13 protein-coding genes and 1 tRNA gene are annotated in these 15594 nt (G+C 61.9%); 7 read left to right on the forward strand and 7 right to left on the reverse strand.

The features are described 5' to 3' along the window. Positions 1 to 38: 38 nt before the first annotated feature. On the forward strand, positions 39 to 431 hold the full coding sequence (locus tag GLX_RS19390) for a family 20 glycosylhydrolase (protein WP_407927246.1): 393 nt from the start codon (positions 39 to 41) through the stop codon (positions 429 to 431). Here GLX_RS19390 and GLX_RS14470 read toward each other — a convergent pair. Beyond that, complete coding sequence (locus GLX_RS14470; protein WP_041247914.1) at positions 415 to 1779, reverse strand: purine-cytosine permease family protein; 1365 nt, start codon at positions 1777 to 1779, stop codon at positions 415 to 417. The two genes, GLX_RS19390 and GLX_RS14470, sit on opposite strands and share 17 nt — an antisense overlap. 695 nt (positions 1780 to 2474) lie before the next feature. After that, positions 2475 to 2548 (reverse strand) — tRNA-Cys (locus GLX_RS14475). 182 nt (positions 2549 to 2730) lie between these two features. On the opposite strand from GLX_RS14475, the gene GLX_RS14480 reads away from it, so the two are divergent. From GLX_RS14480 to msrA, 4 genes are all read left to right on the forward strand, one after another. Then, positions 2731 to 3417, forward strand: a complete 687-nt coding sequence (locus GLX_RS14480; RefSeq protein ID WP_041247480.1) for a protein-L-isoaspartate O-methyltransferase family protein — start codon at positions 2731 to 2733, stop codon at positions 3415 to 3417. A gap of 95 nt (positions 3418 to 3512) precedes the next feature. Beyond that, complete coding sequence (locus GLX_RS14485) at positions 3513 to 4946, forward strand: TolC family outer membrane protein (protein WP_041247481.1); 1434 nt, start codon at positions 3513 to 3515, stop codon at positions 4944 to 4946. 145 nt (positions 4947 to 5091) lie between these two features. Then, entirely contained in the window at positions 5092 to 7785 is a 2694-nt protein-coding gene (locus tag GLX_RS14490; protein WP_014106703.1) for a valine--tRNA ligase, read from the forward strand. Positions 7786 to 7825: 40 nt separating this feature from the next. Further along, positions 7826 to 8380: a peptide-methionine (S)-S-oxide reductase MsrA gene (gene msrA, locus GLX_RS14495; RefSeq protein WP_014106704.1), complete on the forward strand. Its 555-nt coding sequence runs from the start codon at positions 7826 to 7828 to the stop codon at positions 8378 to 8380. Between the two features lie 113 nt (positions 8381 to 8493). Here msrA and GLX_RS14500 read toward each other — a convergent pair whose 3' ends face one another. The 5 genes from GLX_RS14500 to GLX_RS14520 are packed head-to-tail and all read right to left on the reverse strand — an operon-like array spanning position 8494 to position 14076. Further along, a complete protein-coding gene (locus GLX_RS14500; RefSeq protein ID WP_014106705.1) occupies positions 8494 to 9849 on the reverse strand; it encodes an ABC transporter ATP-binding protein in 1356 nt (451 codons plus the stop codon). 6 nt (positions 9850 to 9855) lie between these two features. Next, positions 9856 to 11529: an ABC transporter permease gene (locus tag GLX_RS14505; protein WP_407927272.1), complete on the reverse strand. Its 1674-nt coding sequence runs from the start codon at positions 11527 to 11529 to the stop codon at positions 9856 to 9858. Between the two features lie 41 nt (positions 11530 to 11570). Further along, on the reverse strand, positions 11571 to 12032 hold the full coding sequence (gene dut, locus GLX_RS14510; protein ID WP_014106707.1) for a dUTP diphosphatase: 462 nt from the start codon (positions 12030 to 12032) through the stop codon (positions 11571 to 11573). Beyond that, on the reverse strand, positions 12029 to 13279 hold the full coding sequence (gene coaBC, locus GLX_RS14515) for a bifunctional phosphopantothenoylcysteine decarboxylase/phosphopantothenate--cysteine ligase CoaBC (RefSeq protein ID WP_014106708.1): 1251 nt from the start codon (positions 13277 to 13279) through the stop codon (positions 12029 to 12031). Before coaBC ends, dut begins: the two co-directional genes overlap by 4 nt. Beyond that, positions 13279 to 14076: a class I SAM-dependent methyltransferase gene (locus tag GLX_RS14520; protein WP_014106709.1), complete on the reverse strand. Its 798-nt coding sequence runs from the start codon at positions 14074 to 14076 to the stop codon at positions 13279 to 13281. Before GLX_RS14520 ends, coaBC begins: the two co-directional genes overlap by 1 nt. Positions 14077 to 14105: 29 nt before the next feature. On the opposite strand from GLX_RS14520, the gene mutM reads away from it, so the two are divergent. Both mutM and rpsT read left to right on the forward strand, forming a co-directional pair. Next, positions 14106 to 14978 carry a bifunctional DNA-formamidopyrimidine glycosylase/DNA-(apurinic or apyrimidinic site) lyase gene (mutM, locus tag GLX_RS14525; protein ID WP_014106710.1) on the forward strand — a complete coding sequence of 291 codons (873 nt, stop codon included), beginning with the start codon at positions 14106 to 14108 and terminating at the stop codon, positions 14976 to 14978. Between the two features lie 106 nt (positions 14979 to 15084). After that, on the forward strand, positions 15085 to 15354 hold the full coding sequence (gene rpsT / locus GLX_RS14530; RefSeq protein WP_014106711.1) for a 30S ribosomal protein S20: 270 nt from the start codon (positions 15085 to 15087) through the stop codon (positions 15352 to 15354). Positions 15355 to 15594 lie beyond the last annotated feature (240 nt).

Below are 15594 nucleotides of genomic sequence, written 5' to 3' on the forward strand. Positions count from 1 at the left end.
TAGGCAGCGGCCCTGCGGGTCAGGGCATTTTGCGGTTCGTGTCGATTGCGGTTCTTGAGCGGCAACTGGACATGATGGAACTCACCAAGCGCAATGTCCTGCACCTACACCTGCACCTGTCCGACGGGCAGGGATTCAGGGTGGAAAGCCATCTGTTCCCGCGCTTGCAGCAGGTTGCGGGGGCAGAGCAGTATTATACCCAACAGCAGGCGAAGGCTTTGGTGGCATACGTGACACAGCGCGGTATCCGCATCGTGCCGGAGTTTGAACGCCGGGTCACAGCTAAGCCATGCTGTGTGCCTACCCGCAGTTTGCCACCCGCCGTTCCATGCTGGCGGTCAGGGCCATGCCCAGCCCGTAGGGGACCTGCTGCAGGCCATACCCCCCCCGGTATAGCCGCGCTGGTGGGCGCAGTTACGCCCGGCGGTTAGGGGCGTTGCGGTGCGGACTGGCCAGAACGTATAGACCCGTGGTCACCAGCAGCCCCACCATCCATGATATGTCCACCCCATGCAGTCCGCGCGCCAGGAAGCCGCTATGGAACCCGTTCTGCATGAAAGGCAGTTCAGCCACGACCCCGATGGCATAGGCGCCAAGAGCGGGAATGTTGCAGTAGCCATATATGCCTCCATCCTGACGGAAAAAGGACGGCACATCATACTGGCCCCGGCGCAGCAGGTAGTAGTCCGCCAGATTGATGGCGGTCCACGGCACCATGACCGCCATGAGCAGATCCAGAAAGGCGGCGTAGGATTTCAGGAAACTGTCCGCCATGCCCAGCGCCATGGCCAATGCCGCACCTACCAGTACCAGTGTGACCAGCGTGCGTTCGCGCAGGGCTGCGCGCCAGTGGGGGGCAAAGGTCTGGATTATGGTTATGGCGGACAGAGCCCCCCCATACAGGCTCATGGCGTTGCCCAGCGCGATGGAAAGTGACAGCACGGCCAGCACGGGTGTTGCCCATGCGCCTGCCAGGTGAGCCATGACCGTGGCGACCGGGGCGCCATGGGCATACAGGGCGATCATGCTACCCAGGACCATGGGCAGGATGGTGCCGGTAACGGAGCCGATATAGGTGGTCAGGAAAGCCGCGCGCGTGCCTTGGGCATCGGCGGGAAGATAGCGCGAGGAATCGGAAACATAGGGCGCATAGGCAATCTGCCACAGGGCCGCGGCGGTAAATGTGCTGCAGAACCCGGCAACGGAACCATGCATGTCTGCCATCGTGCCGGGTGCGAGGGCCCGGTAGCCCAGCCACAGGCAGTACATGATTACACCGCCTGCCACCCAGCTTACCACCTTGGACCACGCATGGATGATGCGGTAGCCCATGCAGCACGGCACGAAACTGAGCAGCGCGATGAGGAGGATTGCAGGCATGTGGCCAAGGGCAGGCAGGGCAGTATCAAGCGCTTCGCCCCCCACCACGAAGTTGGAGGCCACGAAACCGATATACATCAGCACGACAAGGCAGATAATGGGCATAGCCCCGAAGGAGCCGAACTGGCCCCGGCTCTGTACCATCTGTGGTACGCCTAGCATCGGTCCCTGTGCCGCATGCAGCGCCATGACCACGGCCCCCACCATGTTGCCCAGCACTAGTGCAATGATGGACAGAGGAAAGGACAGCCCGAACAGGCCAGTTCCCAGTGTGCCCGTTACAATGGTCAGGAGTGTCAGGTTGGTGCTGAACCATACGGCAAACAGGTCGTGTACCCGGCCGTGCCGCTGGTCGTGGGGGATCTGATAGATTGTATGGTTTTCAAATGCCGTGCTCATCAAGGCTATATGCCTGATGAACCATGCCATGGATACATTCTGCCCCATGGCCCGGATCATGTCCGTACCGCTGTTATGGCATATATCCCGGACGGGAGGTGTCGGACCGCAGACGTCGCTTTGAAATCAGGGGTTTGTAAGGCAACACAATTTCGCACGAAGAGCACAGAATTGTGCAATGCGCCTGTCAGAAACTGTCTGGAAATCTGCTTTGGGACAGACCGGATGATCATAAGAAAGTGTTTGGTGAAGCTTTTTGCTGCAATCGTATCGGAACCATGTTCAGAAGAATCAAGGATTGGAGACTGGTCGCAACACGTTATGATAAATGCCCGGATCTCTTCTTCTTAGCCATCTGTTTCGTTGTAACCGTCATCTTCCGGTTATGTGCTCTGAGCCAGGCACTATCTCGTGTCTGCCGTAATCCAGTCATAGAAACGCTTGGATATTATGCGCCGACAGACAACAATCTCTCTTTATCCATCAAACCGATATTTTACATGCCCCAGGCGGGAGTAGTCTGGCTTGATAAGCAGATGAAGGCCGTCCAAGGCTACAATACTTATACGGGGATTCCAGAGGTTTACCGAATCCATTAGCATCGATACCCCATCAAGCCTGTCATAACTATGGGGATTAAAACGGTATATTTTTGGTGGTTGTGTCAATTATTATCCTGCCCTGTCAGGAAGGATTGGAGGTCTGGGCGGGAATCGAACCCACGTACGCGGATTTGCAGTCCGCTGCATCACCATTCTGCCACCAGACCTCACTGGCACAGGGGGTATATCTGCCGAAATGGGGCGCAGGTCAAGCCGTTGTGTGCAGGTTGGGCGTTGTTTCCGTGTAAAAGGGGCGCATAAATATGAAATAAAGCCGGGAAACGCCGCTCGTCCGGTCTAACGGCAGATCTTAGGTTCCCGGTTTGGTGCCATGCTTCAAGGAAATGTTATGGACAAGACAGACCCCGATTATGCCCCGCTTGATCCCGTGGCCGCCCGGCAGCGTATGGTGGATGCACAGATCCGCCCGGCACAGGTCAGCAATCCGGCCGTGATCGCCGCCATGCGGGCAGTACCGCGTGAGGATGCGGTACCGCCTGCGCTGCGAGCCTTTGCCTATGCCGACCAGAATCTGCCGCTGGGCGAGGGGCGTTACCTGACCGAACCCCGCGTAACGGGCCGTATGCTGCAGGTGGCCGATATCCAGCCCGGGGAGCGGATTCTGGTCGTGGGTGCGGGCACGGGTTATCTGGCGGCACTGCTGTCCGCCATGGGGCAGGGGCTTGCTGTTACGGCGCTGGAATCAGAATCGCGTCTGGCGGATCTGGGGCAGGTTCTGTGCCACCAGCAGGCACCCGATGTGCAGTGGCGCAACGGGCCACTGATAAAGGGGGATGAAGCAGATGGTCCCTATGACCTGATCCTTGTTGACGGCGCGGTGCGCCAGGTTCCCCCGGCGCTTGTGGCGCAATTGGCCAAAGGAGGGCGCGTTGTCGCCCCCATCTGCCCGGTTGGTGGTGTGACATCGGTCTGTCTTGTCCTGCCCACGGCGCAGGGGGGGGCCGTACAACGGCTGTTTGATGCTGCCGTACCCCTCCTGCCGGAACTGGAACCGGCCCCGGCTTTCGTGTTCTGAAGCCCATGCCCCGGTTAACGCCGGGGCAATATCCGGCTGCTAGACACGCCATGGGGTTGCGGCCCCACATGGTATGTCAGGCGGCAGGTGGGATAATGAAGGGCAACTGGGTAATCGGAACGGGGAGCGCAGCCATCCTGTGCTATGGCACGGCGCTCGCGCGCACGCCGCATATGGACCCGTCTGGCACCGAGGTGCCCCATACCCTTCAGGCCGCGCTGGCTGCGGCCTACCTGACCAATCCGGTGCTGCGTCAGGAACGGGCAAACCTGCGTGCAACCGATGAGCAGGTATCCCAGGCGCTGGGTGGGTGGCGACCCACCATTACCGGCACGGCCTCCATGTCCTACTATTCCGGCGTGACCCGCATGGCGCCCACAGCGGGGGAAAGCGGGTACGCCCGCCAGTACGACACGCCCGGCTATTCCGGTGGCGTCAGCATTGCCCAGCCCATCTATACCGGCGGCAAGACCACAGCCACCACGCACAAGGCCCGCCACGCGGTCATGGCCGAACGCGCGCGGCTGATCGTAGCAGAACAACTGGTTTTTACCGATGTGGTCAATGCCTACATCAATGTGGTTGAAGATGAGCAGATTCTGAGCATCGACATCAATAACGAGCAGGTCTATGCCGCTCAGCTGCGCGCGACCGAACTGCGTGCCCACGGGGGCGAAATCACCCATACCGATGTGGCGCAGGCGCAGGGTGCGCTGGCCAATGCGCGGGCGGTGCGGCAACTGGCTGAAGGCACGCTGCAGGCTGATCGCGCCACCTACCGCCAGGTTGTGGGCACGGACGCCCCCGATAACCTGACCCCGCCCCAGCCGCTGGTGCTCCCGCTTCATACCGAGCAGGAAACCATGGCCATGGCGGTGCAGAACAACCCGCAGGTTGTTGCTGCCCTGTTTGATGAGGCATCGAAGAAAGATGCCGTGGGCGTGGCCTTTGCGGCCCTCATGCCCACCATCAGCGCACAGGCGGCCTACATGCATGGCATCAATCAAGATGAGGGGCGTTCGCTGGCCAACAACAAATATGCCGTCGTCAGTGCCTCGCTCCCGCTTTATCAGGGCGGTGGAGAATACGCTGCCGTGCGCATGGCCCGCCAGCAGGCGGCGGAAGCCGCACAGGCGGTTGATGTGCAGCGCCGTACCGCCGTCCAGCTGGCGGCGGCAAGCTGGCAGCGTATGCAGGCCAACCGCGCGGCGATAGACAGCAACCGCGAGGCCGTGACCGCCGATGCCACCGCCCTGCACGGTATGCAGCGCCAGGCCATTGTCGGCACCACCACGACGCTGGCGGTGCTCCAGCAGCAGGAAACCCTGCTCCAGGCCCAGATCGCGCTGGTCCGCAGCGCAGGCAACCTGGTCCAGTCCACCTATCAGGCAACCGCAGCCATTGGCAGGCTGACCGCCCATGACCTCAATCTTGACGTGCCGCTGTATGACGAGCGCGCCTATTACCGCGCCGTGCATGACCGGCTGTGGGGCATAAGCGATTACGCCACCAGCCAGCCGGGGCGCTGAAAGGGGGCTGGCCATTCCCATCGGGCACGGGCACATAAAGATTATGTCGGTGGCGTTCCCTTCGCGCCGGTTTAGGGTATATCAGAGCTGGGCCGGGCGCATTGTCCTGCCCTGCGTCTGATTATGGTGGATCTGGTTTTTCGTGATGCTTGACAAGTCGTTCTCCCCCGACGGGACAGAAACTTCCCTCTATGCCTTGTGGGAGGCCAGTGGCGCATTCAGTGCGCAGCCGAGCAGTCCGGCCACGCCCTATACCATCATGATCCCGCCGCCCAACGTCACGGGCACGCTGCATATTGGCCATGCCCTGACCATGACATTGCAGGACACGCTGATCCGCTGGCGGCGCATGCAGGGGCGTGACACGCTGTGGCAGCCGGGCACCGACCACGCGGGCATCGCGACCCAACTGGTGGTCGAGCGGATGCTGCAAAAGGAAGGTACGTCCCGGCAGGAAATGGGTCGCGACGCCTTTGTCGGGCGCGTGTGGGAATGGAAAGCCGAATCCGGCGGCGGCATTACAAAGCAGCTGCGCCGCCTTGGCAGTTCGCTGGACTGGAAGCGCGAACGCTTCACCATGGATGATGGCCTGTCGGATGCGGTGAAGGAAGTGTTCGTCACTCTCTACCGCGAAGGGCTGATCTATCGTGACCGCCGTCTGGTCAACTGGGACCCCGCCTTCCGCTCCGCCATTTCGGATCTTGAAGTCGATAACCGGGAAAGCCGTGGCAACCTGTGGTATATCCGTTATCCGGTCGAGGGGATACCGGGCCGCACCATCACGGTCGCGACGACCCGACCCGAGACCATGCTGGGTGACATGGCCGTGGCCGTTCACCCCGAAGACGAGCGTTTTGCTGAACTGGTAGGCAAAAATGTTATTCTGCCCCTGACGGGCCGCCGTATTCCCATCGTGGCCGACGAGCATTCCGATCCGACCAAGGGCAGTGGTGCAGTCAAGATCACGCCTGCTCATGACTTTAACGATTTTGAGGTCGGCCGCCGCCACAAGCTGGACATGCCCAGCGTGCTGGATGAAGAAGCCCGTATTACCCTTGCCGAAATTGAAGGCGAACTGTGCGCCGAGGCAGGCCTTGCCGACCCCGCTTTTGTCCGTACGCTTGAAGGCATGCCGCGCGATGCGGCGCGCAAGGCGATGGTGGCCGAACTGGAACGCCTGGAATGGCTGGAAAAGATCGAGCCGCATACCAATCAGGTGCCGCATGCTGAACGTAGTGGCGCCGTGGTTGAACCCCGGCTGACCACGCAGTGGTACTGCGATGCCAAGACCCTGGCTGGCCCCGCGATCGAGGCAGTGGAAAGCGGGCAGATCGAATTCGTGCCCCGGCAGTGGGAAAACACCTTCTATGCCTGGATGCGTGATATCCAGCCATGGTGCATCAGCCGCCAGTTGTGGTGGGGGCACCGCATCCCGGCATGGTACGGCCCGGACGGGCAGGTATTTGTTGCCCATGATGAAGCGGACGCGGCGACGCAGGCCCGCCGCCATTACGGGCAGGATACGGTGCTGACGCGCGATGAGGATGTGCTGGACACATGGTTCTCGTCTGCCCTGTGGCCGTTCTCCACTCTTGGTTGGCCCGAGAAAACGGCTGACCTTGCGCGCTATTATCCGACCGATGTGCTGGTTACCGGCTTTGACATCATCTTCTTCTGGGTTGCGCGGATGATGATGATGGGCCTGCACTTCATGAAGGATGTGCCCTTCCGCAAGGTCTTCATCCATGGGCTGGTGCGCGACGAGCGCGGGCAGAAGATGTCCAAGTCCAAGGGCAACGGCATTGATCCGTTGGAGATGATCGACACCTATGGCGCCGATGCCACGCGTTTCTGCATCTGCGCGCTGACCGGGTTGGGGCGTGACGTCAAGCTGGGGCGCAAGCGGGTGGAGGAATACCGCTCCTTCATGACCAAGATATGGAACGCGGCGCGTTTTTGCGAAATGAACGGTGTAGCTCCGGTCAAGGGGTTCAGCCCCGCCAGCGTGCAGTCCCCGCTGGGGCGGTGGGTGCTGGCTGAACTGGCGCAGGCGGTGGAGGATGCCACAAAGGCGCTCGAATCCTTCCGTTTCGATGAATATGCCGCCACCTGCTACCGCTTTGTGTGGAACTGCTTCTGTGACTGGTTCCTTGAATTCGCAAAGCCCGTGTTCGGTGCGGGGGAGACGGCGGAAGCAGTCGAGATTCGTGCGGTGGCCGCCCATGTGCTGGGCACCATCCTGCGCCTGATGCAGCCCGTCACTCCGTTCATGACCGATACACTGTGGCAGCATTTCGGCTTTGGTGCGCAGGGCTCGCTCATGAGTGCCCCCTGGCCGCAGCCCGAACATCTGGATGGGGCTGCGCAGGCACGGGATGAGATGGAATGGCTGATCCGTTTCATCAGCGCCATCCGCACCGTGCGTTCTGAAATGAACGTGCCGCCATCCCGCCTTGCCCCCGTGCTGCTGCGCGATGCGTCACCCGCCACCGTGGCGCGGGCTGCCAAGTGGTCGGAAGCCATCGGCCGCATGGCCCGCGTATCCGAAGTGCTGCCGCTGGAAGGGGACATGCCGCAGGGGGCTGCCCAATTGGTGGTGGATGAGGCGACACTGGTTATTCCCTTGGCTGGCATTATCGACATCGCGCAGGAACGCCAGCGGCTGGAGAAGGAATGCACCAAGGTGGATGGTGAGATCGCCAAGGTCGAGCGCAAGCTGGGCAATGCCGATTTCGTTGCCCGCGCCAAGCCCGAGGTCGTGGTCGAGAACCGTGAACGGCTGGATGCGTTCATGGCAGAACGCGCGCGCCTGCAGGCCGCGTTGGCCCGTATCGCCTGAAGCAGGCAAACATCAAGCAAACTGCGGAGGAGACGCCGCCATGACCGTACAGGCATTGCAGACACTGGTGCTGGGTGGGGGCTGCTTCTGGTGCATCGAAGCCCCGTTCAGGGAACTGCGCGGGGTACACGCAATCGAACCTGGCTATGCCGGTGGCCAGACCCCTAATCCCACTTACGAGCAGGTCTGCACTGGCCGCACCGGCCATGCGGAGGTCGTGCGCGTGACGTTCGACCCGGCGGAACTATCGTGTGCCGACCTGCTGCGCATTTTCTTTGTCATGCATGATCCCACCACGCTCAATCGGCAGGGCAACGATGTGGGTACGCAGTACCGTTCCGCCATTTTCTGGCAGGATGCGGAGCAGGAAAAGGCCGCCCATGCCATCCGTGACGAGATCGCAGCGGCAGGCGTGTGGCCAAACCCACTGGTGACCGAAATTGTGCAGCTGGATCATTTCTGGCCAGCGGAAGACTATCATCGGGATTATTTTGCCCGTAATCCCGGCAATCCCTACTGCAGCGCGGTCATTCCGCCCAAGATTGCCAAGATGCGTCGCCTGTTCCGTGACCGGTTGGTGGATACGGCGGGTTAACAGGAAAGAATAAAAATTTTGGGGTGCTGCCTTTTTTAAAGGCGGCGTTCTCTGAAGCTTTTTGAAAAAAGCTTCACCAAAAACTTCTTTTACTTAAAACTTTTCCTGCGCGTTTATTCAGTTTCATCCTCAAGGAAGAGTTGGTCAGCTTCCTCATCAAAATCGAATAGTTCCGCATAGCGTGCCCAGCCGATCAGGGTCTGCAATGTCTGGCGGGCATAGTCAGGGGACATGCTATCCTCCAGTTCATCGCGGAAACGCTCGGCGGAGGCGCGATGGTTAGGCCGCTCGTCCAGCACCGCGCGGATGGTGCGCACCATGGGCAGGTTGTGCAGCATGCTCGCGCGCAGGATGGTCTTGCGGATGTCGTGCTCGCTCTGGACAAAGTGCATGCCTTCGGGCGTGAGCAGGATGTCCCCGTCCTCCAGTTCGGCAAAGCCCAGCAGTTGCAGGGATTCGCCCAATGGGAACAGGTCATCAAGCTCAAGCTGCAGGCGGCTGGCCAGCAGCGGCAGGTCGGCGCGGCCATGCAGCGGGTCGGCTGCCAGCGTTTCCATCATGCCCACAATGGTGTTGATCGGCAGTACCGGCAAAGCCACGGCATCGGCGCTGATCTGTACGTGTTTCATGTCCGGGTCGGTCATGTCTGCTTCCGACACGACCGGCGCGCGACGGGTCATGAGCGCGTAGATGCGGTCCACGAACTGGCGGAAGGCCATGTCCTCCCGGTTGCGGGGATGCTCGAAGGGCACCTGCAGTTCGTACGCCACTCTTCCGGGATTGGAGGAGAAGATAAGGATGCGGTCGCACATCAGCACCGCTTCCTCGATATTATGGGTCACCAGCAGGATGGACTGGATGGGCAGTTTCTTTTCCGCCCATAGTTCCACAAGGTCGGTGCGCAGGTTTTCCGCTGTTAGCACGTCCAGCGCGGAAAAGGGTTCGTCCATCAGCAGCAGGTCGGGCCGCACAACAAGGGCGCGCGCGAGCCCCACGCGCTGCCGCATCCCGCCGGAAAGTTCTTTGGGATAGGCGTTCTCATATCCGCCAAGGCCAATCAGGTGAATGGCGTCTTCCGCCAGCTTTTCACGTTCTGTCGCCGGGACGCCCTGGGCTTCAAGCCCCAGTTCCACATTTTTCTGCACCGTCAACCACGGGAACAGCGCGAAGGACTGGAACACCATGGATATGCCATCTGCCGGACCTTCCAGCTTTTTGCCCTTCCAGATAACCTCGCCTGAAGTGGGCGGCAGAAGCCCCGCGATGATACGCAGCAACGTGGATTTGCCCGAACCCGACCGACCCAGCAGCCCCACGATCTCCCCACTGCGTATGGACAGGTTGACACCATCGAGCACCACAAGGTCGGTCGTGCTTTCCTTGTGGTAGGCCTGGCGGCAGTTGACGATCCGGACAAGCTCCGTCCCGCTCTGTGCGGTGGTGGGCGGGAGTGTGGCAGGCTGCATCATGAACTCTCAGTCAAAAGTGTAGTGCCGGGCGGCGTAATTGGACAGCGGGCGCCAGAGTACGCGGTTGAGCAGCAGCACGAAGGCGGCCATGACGGCCATGCCCAGCCCCACAAGGTCGGTCGCGCCCGCCACGGTGGCATGAGCGATGTAGGCGCCCAGTCCCTGTGCGCTGAGCGTGGTGTCGCCCCAGCTTGCTACCTCGGTGGCGATGGCGGCATTCCATGCCCCCCCCGATGCGGTCAGTGCCCCGGTAATGAAATAGGGCATGATGCCGGGCAGCATGATGCGCCGCCACCAGAGCCAGCCTTTTACGTGGAAGTTCCTGGCTGCTTCCAGCAGGTCACCGGGATAGGATGAAGCGCCCGCCACGATATTGAACAGGATATACCACTGCGTGCCCAGCAGCATGAGCGGGGTAAGCCAGATATTGTTGTTGAGATGCCAGTGTACGATCCCGATGACGACGAGCGGGAAAAACAGGTTGGCGGGAAAGGCCGCCATGAACTGTGCCGCCATCTGTGCATGGCGTGCCCGGCGGGGCGACAGGCCCAGCCAGATTCCCAGCGGCACCCAGATCAGTGAGGCCACGACAACCGTGCCCATAACCCGCAGCAGCGTAATCCCGCCCAGCCCGATCACGTGCAGCACCTGCGCCACGGTGTAGTGGCTGCTGCCAAAGGTCCATGTCTTCCAGCCGATGGTCAGCGCGCAGACCGACAGCGCCAGCACCCATGCCCCATCAAGCAGGCGGGAGGGGACAAGGGCGCGGACAGGCCGTGAAGGCCGGGGGCCGATGGCCAGCCAGCCGATGCGGGTCATGGTCTCGCCCAGCCGCAGGCAGAACTGGCGCAGCAGGTGCGTGCGGCGCAGCAGGGTCAGCACCCAGGGGTCGGGGGCGGCGACGCTCGCGCCATCATCGGTGCTGAAGCGTGCGGACCAGGCCACCAACGGGCGGAACAGCAACTGGTCATAGATCGTAATGACCGCCAGCATGGCGATGATGGCGTAGAAGATGGCGGCCATGTTGCGCTGTTCGATGGCCACGCCAACGTAGGAGCCGATGCCGGGCAGGGCGATGTCGGTGTTGCCGACCGTGATCGTCTCGGAATACACCACCATGAACCACCCGCCGGACATGGAAATCATGGTGTTCCACACCAGTGACGGTATGGCGAAAGGTACTTCCAGCCGCCAGAAACGCTGCCACGGGGTCAGGCCGAAGCAGCGTGCGGCTTCTTCCAGGTCAGGCGGCACGGTGCGTAGCGCCTGATACATGGCAAAGGCCATGTTCCATGCCTGACTGGTGAAGATAGTGAAGATGGCGGCCAGTTCCGCCCCCACCATCCTGCCGGGGAACAGGCCGAGGAAGAACACGACCGTAAAGGTCAGGAACCCCAGGATGGGAACCGATTGCAGGATATCGAGTAGCGGGACAAGCACCTGTGCCGCCCGCCTGCTCTTGGCTGCCCATACGGCATAGGTGAAGGTAAAGACCAGCGAGGCCGCAAGGGCTGCGAACATGCGCAGCGTAGTCCGCACCGCATAGGCGGGCAGCCAGGCAGGGCTGAGATGTATGGTCCCTGCCTCGCTTGCGGGAATGGGTACGAGCATGTGGCGGCCCGCGGTAGCAAGGACAACCGCAGCCGCCATGATCGCCAGCAGTCCCAGCAGGTCCGCCATGTTGGGGCGGACGCGCAGGTTGCCCGGCAGTGCGGTTTCACTCACCCTGCGGTGCCCGTGCTGCCAAAGCCGCCAGCACCCCGCGCCGTTTCTTCCAGTTCGGCATATTCAATCCACTCCCCGCGTATCACAGGGGCCAGCACGCCCTGTGCAATGCGCATGCCGCGCTCGACCACAAAGGGCGTGCTGCCGGTATTGAGGATGATGATGCCGATCTCGCCGCGATAATCCTCATCAATCGTGCCGGGCGCGTTGGGCAGGGTAATACCGTGCTTGAGCGCGAGGCCAGAGCGGGGGCGGACCTGCATCTCAAAGCCGCGCGGCAGGGCCACGCATAGCCCCGTGGGCACCAGTGCCCGGCCGCCGGGGGCAATAATCATCGGTTCGGTCACGGCAGCCAGCAGGTCCATGCCGGCAGCGCCTTCCGTGGCATAGGACGGTAACGGCAAACCGTGCGCGTGCGGCAGGCGGCGGACCTGGATGGGAAGGAGGGAAGGGGTCATGGCTGTCGTCCGTCGGAGTCTTGCTGGTCTGGATGGAGGTGGGAGGTATGGAGGAAGGCCGCGATTCGTGCGACTAGTTTATGGGCGACCTGCATCTTGTCCAGTCGGGGCCAGTGCGCGCATCCGGTCTCGTCAATCACGATAACCTCGTTTTCTGTTCCCCCCATGATGCCGGTGGCGGGACTGACATCATTGGCCACCATCCAGTCACACCCCTTGCGCAGGCGCTTGGCGGTGGCATGGGAGATGAGATGCTCGGTCTCGGCCGCAAAGCCTATGACCAGCCGGGGACGCAGGGGTGATGGCTGACTGAGTGTTGCAAGAATGTCCGGGTTGGGCACCAGGTGCAGCACGGGGGGCGGGGCGTGTGCTGCCTTCTTTATCTTCTGCGCGCTTGGGGCGACATGCCAGTCGGCCACAGCTGCGGCGCAGACGGCAATGTCGCATGGCAGGGCCTGCTGGCAGGCGGTCAGCATCTCGCGCGCGCTTTCCACCCGTATGGTGGTGACACCTGACGGATCTGGCAGGGTGGTCGGTCCACTGACCAGCGTAACCTCTGCCCCCGCCTGTGCCAGGGCCGAGGCAATGGCATAGCCCTGCGTGCCTGATGAGCGGTTGGCCAGATAGCGCACGGGGTCAACCGGTTCATGCGTCGGGCCTGCCGTAACGAGTGCCGTGTAACCGGCAAGCGGCGCCCCGCCCGCAAGCTGGCGCATGATGGCGGCCAGTATAATGTCCGGTTCAGCCAGACGGCCCGGCCCGCTCTCGTTGCATGCCATAAGGCCCGATTCCGGCCCCACGAAGGTCACGCCACGGGCGCGCAGGGTGGCGATGTTGGTCTGTGTGGCGGGGTGCTGCCACATCCGCACGTTCATGGCGGGGGCGACAAGCACGGGGGTGTCGGTGGCCAGCAGTAGCGTGGTGGCCAGGTCATCGGCAAGGCCCGTGGCCATGCGGGCGAGCATATCGGCAGTGGCGGGGCAGACCACGATCAGGTCACTGCTGCGCGAAAGCGCTATGTGGCCCATCTCGCTTTCCTCGGTCAGGGAAAACAGGTCGCTCGATACACGCTCCCCACACAACGCCTGCAGCGCCATGGGGGTAACGAATCGTGCGCCTGCCGCCGTCAGCACCGGACGGACACGGATGCCGTGCTCGCGCAGTCTGCGTGCAAGCCCCAGCGCCTTGTAGGCGGCGATTCCCCCGCATACGACCAGCAGGACAGAGCGGCCTGTCCCTGCTACCATCAGATCTTCCAGCCGGAGTGGATTGCGGCAATCCCGCCAGAGAGGTTCTGGTAGGAAACGCGCTCAAGTCCCGCCTCGCGCATCATGTCGGCCAGGGTTTCCTGATCGGGGAACATGCGGATGCTTTCGGCCAGGTACTGGTAGCTTTCGCGGTCTCCCGCAATGGCTGCCCCCATGCGCGGCAGCACATGGAACGACCATGCATCGTACACCGGCGCAAAGGCCGCGACCTGCACGCGTGAGAACTCAAGACACAGGAATCGCCCGCCGGGGCGCAGGATGCGCCGTGCCTCACGCAGCACCTGCAGCTTGTCGGTGCAGTTGCGCAGGCCAAATGCAATGGAGACGCGGTCCACCGAATTGTCAGCCAGTGGAATGGCCTCGGCATCGACGGCAAGGAAGTTGAGGCCGGATACAAGCCCGCGCTCCAGCGCGCGGTTGCGGCCCACGCTCAGCATGCTGACATTGATGTCGGACAGGATGGCAGGCCCGCCGCCGCCGCGCAGCCAGCCGAACGAGATGTCGCCCGTCCCGCCCGCCAGGTCGAGCAGCGACAGGTCCGGGTGGGGTGCGAGTTCATTGACGAATATCTTCTTCCACGCGCGGTGGATCCCCAGCGACATCACATCATTCATGATGTCGTATTTGGAGGCCACGCTGTCAAAGACTTCGCGCACCATGGATTTCTTTTCGCGCAATGGCACATCGCGGAAGCCGAAATCGGTTGTATCCGCGTGGCGGTCACCGGGACGGCCTGCGGAAGGGGAGGGATGGTAGGGCTGGCTATTGTCGGTCATGATGCACAGGTATAACCCCAGATGAGGCCATGCCGGAACTCCCTGAAGTCGAAACTGTGATGCGCGGGATGCGAGTGCATCTTGAAGGTCACACTATTTCCCGCGCCAGCACGCACCATACCGGGCTGCGCTGGCCGTTTCCCCCCGGTCTGGCTGCAAGCCTTGCGGGCCGCCGCGTGGATGGATTCGCCCGGCGGGGGAAATACATCCTCATCACCCTTTCGGGCGGCATGGTCCTGGTCATGCATCTGGGCATGTCGGGACGGGTGCTGCTTTCGACACCTGTGGAAGCGATGCCACCCGCCCTTCACGAACATCTGGTGATCGAGACGGCCGAGGGCGCACGCTGCGGACTGGTTGACCCCCGCCGGTTCGGTATGGTCGATCTTGTAACGGCAGGTGCTGTGGAAAGTCACCGCCTGCTGGCGGGCATGGGCCCTGAACCGCTGGGTAACCGTTTTGATGGCGCATGGCTTGCCGCGCGCGGCAAGGGGCGGCGCAGCAGCATCAAGGCGCTCCTGCTCGACCAGCGCGTGGTGGCGGGCCTGGGCAATATATATGTGTCTGAGGCGCTGTTCCGCGCGCGCATTCATCCCGCGCGCGCCGCAGGCGCGGTGAGCGGGGCGGAATATGCCCGCCTTGCCACCGAAATCCGCACCGTGCTGGAGGAGGCGATCGCCGCTGGCGGCTCAAGCCTGCGTGATTATGTGCAACCCGACGGGGAATTAGGCTATTTCCAGCATGCGTGGCGCGTATATGGGCGCGAGGGGCAGGGCTGCCCAGACTGCCCCGGCCCGCCCGCGTGTGGCGGGGTGGTGCGCATCACCCAGTCCGGGCGCTCGACTTTCTTTTGCCCCCGTCAGCAGGAGATGAAAAACGCTCGGGATGAAGACTTGTCTTGACGAACAGGCCTTGGGTGGACTAGACCGCCTGCCTGATATGGGGATGTCCGCAACGATCGGGTGGCGGACCGCCGTAAACCTGATTTATGCAGATGAACTGAGAGCAATGGCCAATACAGCATCAGCGCGCAAGCGCATCCGTCAGAACGAAGTCCGTAACGCCCGTAACACGGCGCGCATGTCCCGCGTCCGCACTTTCGTCAAGAAGGTTGAGACCGCCATCCTGGCCGGCAAGAAGGACGAGGCCGTTGTCGCCCTGCGTGAGGCACAGCCGGAACTGCAGCGTGCCGTTGGTAAGGGCGTGATGCATGCCAACACGGTTGCACGTCGTATTTCCCGTCTGTCCGCACGTATCAAGTCGCTTGCTGCTGCGTAATAAGCGGCGGTTTTCTTTCATCTGAAAGAATTACTGCCAGTAACAAGAAGGGTCGTATGTCACCATTATTGGTGAATGCGACCCTTTTTGTTTTGTTTTCTGTCAGGTGTGATCAGGTTTTGGTGGGGTATGGGCAGATTCCCGTTGCTTCGCGCCTGCCCCTGTTCTAGTTTGTGTGGATAACTCCAGCGTCATCGTTGATCCTGCCCTTTCGGGCCGGGTCGGGTTGTAGGTCGTGCC

The sequence above is a fragment of the Komagataeibacter medellinensis NBRC 3288 genome, assembly GCF_000182745.2.
Taxonomy (GTDB): domain Bacteria; phylum Pseudomonadota; class Alphaproteobacteria; order Acetobacterales; family Acetobacteraceae; genus Komagataeibacter; species Komagataeibacter medellinensis.

Excerpts from the sequence above, each read along its gene's own strand:
- GLX_RS14470 (WP_041247914.1), bottom strand. The coding sequence starts at position 1,779 with ATGAGCACGGCATTTGAAAACCATACAATCTATCAGATCCCCCACGAC.
- GLX_RS14480 (WP_041247480.1), top strand. The coding sequence starts at position 2,731 with ATGGACAAGACAGACCCCGATTATGCCCCGCTTGATCCCGTGGCCGCC.
- GLX_RS14485 (WP_041247481.1), top strand. The coding sequence starts at position 3,513 with ATGAAGGGCAACTGGGTAATCGGAACGGGGAGCGCAGCCATCCTGTGC.
- GLX_RS14490 (WP_014106703.1), top strand. The coding sequence starts at position 5,092 with ATGCTTGACAAGTCGTTCTCCCCCGACGGGACAGAAACTTCCCTCTAT.
- msrA (WP_014106704.1), top strand. The coding sequence starts at position 7,826 with ATGACCGTACAGGCATTGCAGACACTGGTGCTGGGTGGGGGCTGCTTC.
- GLX_RS14500 (WP_014106705.1), bottom strand. The coding sequence starts at position 9,849 with ATGATGCAGCCTGCCACACTCCCGCCCACCACCGCACAGAGCGGGACG.
- GLX_RS14505 (WP_407927272.1), bottom strand. The coding sequence starts at position 11,529 with ATGGCGGACCTGCTGGGACTGCTGGCGATCATGGCGGCTGCGGTTGTC.
- dut (WP_014106707.1), bottom strand. The coding sequence starts at position 12,032 with ATGACCCCTTCCCTCCTTCCCATCCAGGTCCGCCGCCTGCCGCACGCG.
- coaBC (WP_014106708.1), bottom strand. The coding sequence starts at position 13,279 with ATGGTAGCAGGGACAGGCCGCTCTGTCCTGCTGGTCGTATGCGGGGGA.
- GLX_RS14520 (WP_014106709.1), bottom strand. The coding sequence starts at position 14,076 with ATGACCGACAATAGCCAGCCCTACCATCCCTCCCCTTCCGCAGGCCGT.
- mutM (WP_014106710.1), top strand. The coding sequence starts at position 14,106 with ATGCCGGAACTCCCTGAAGTCGAAACTGTGATGCGCGGGATGCGAGTG.
- rpsT (WP_014106711.1), top strand. The coding sequence starts at position 15,085 with ATGGCCAATACAGCATCAGCGCGCAAGCGCATCCGTCAGAACGAAGTC.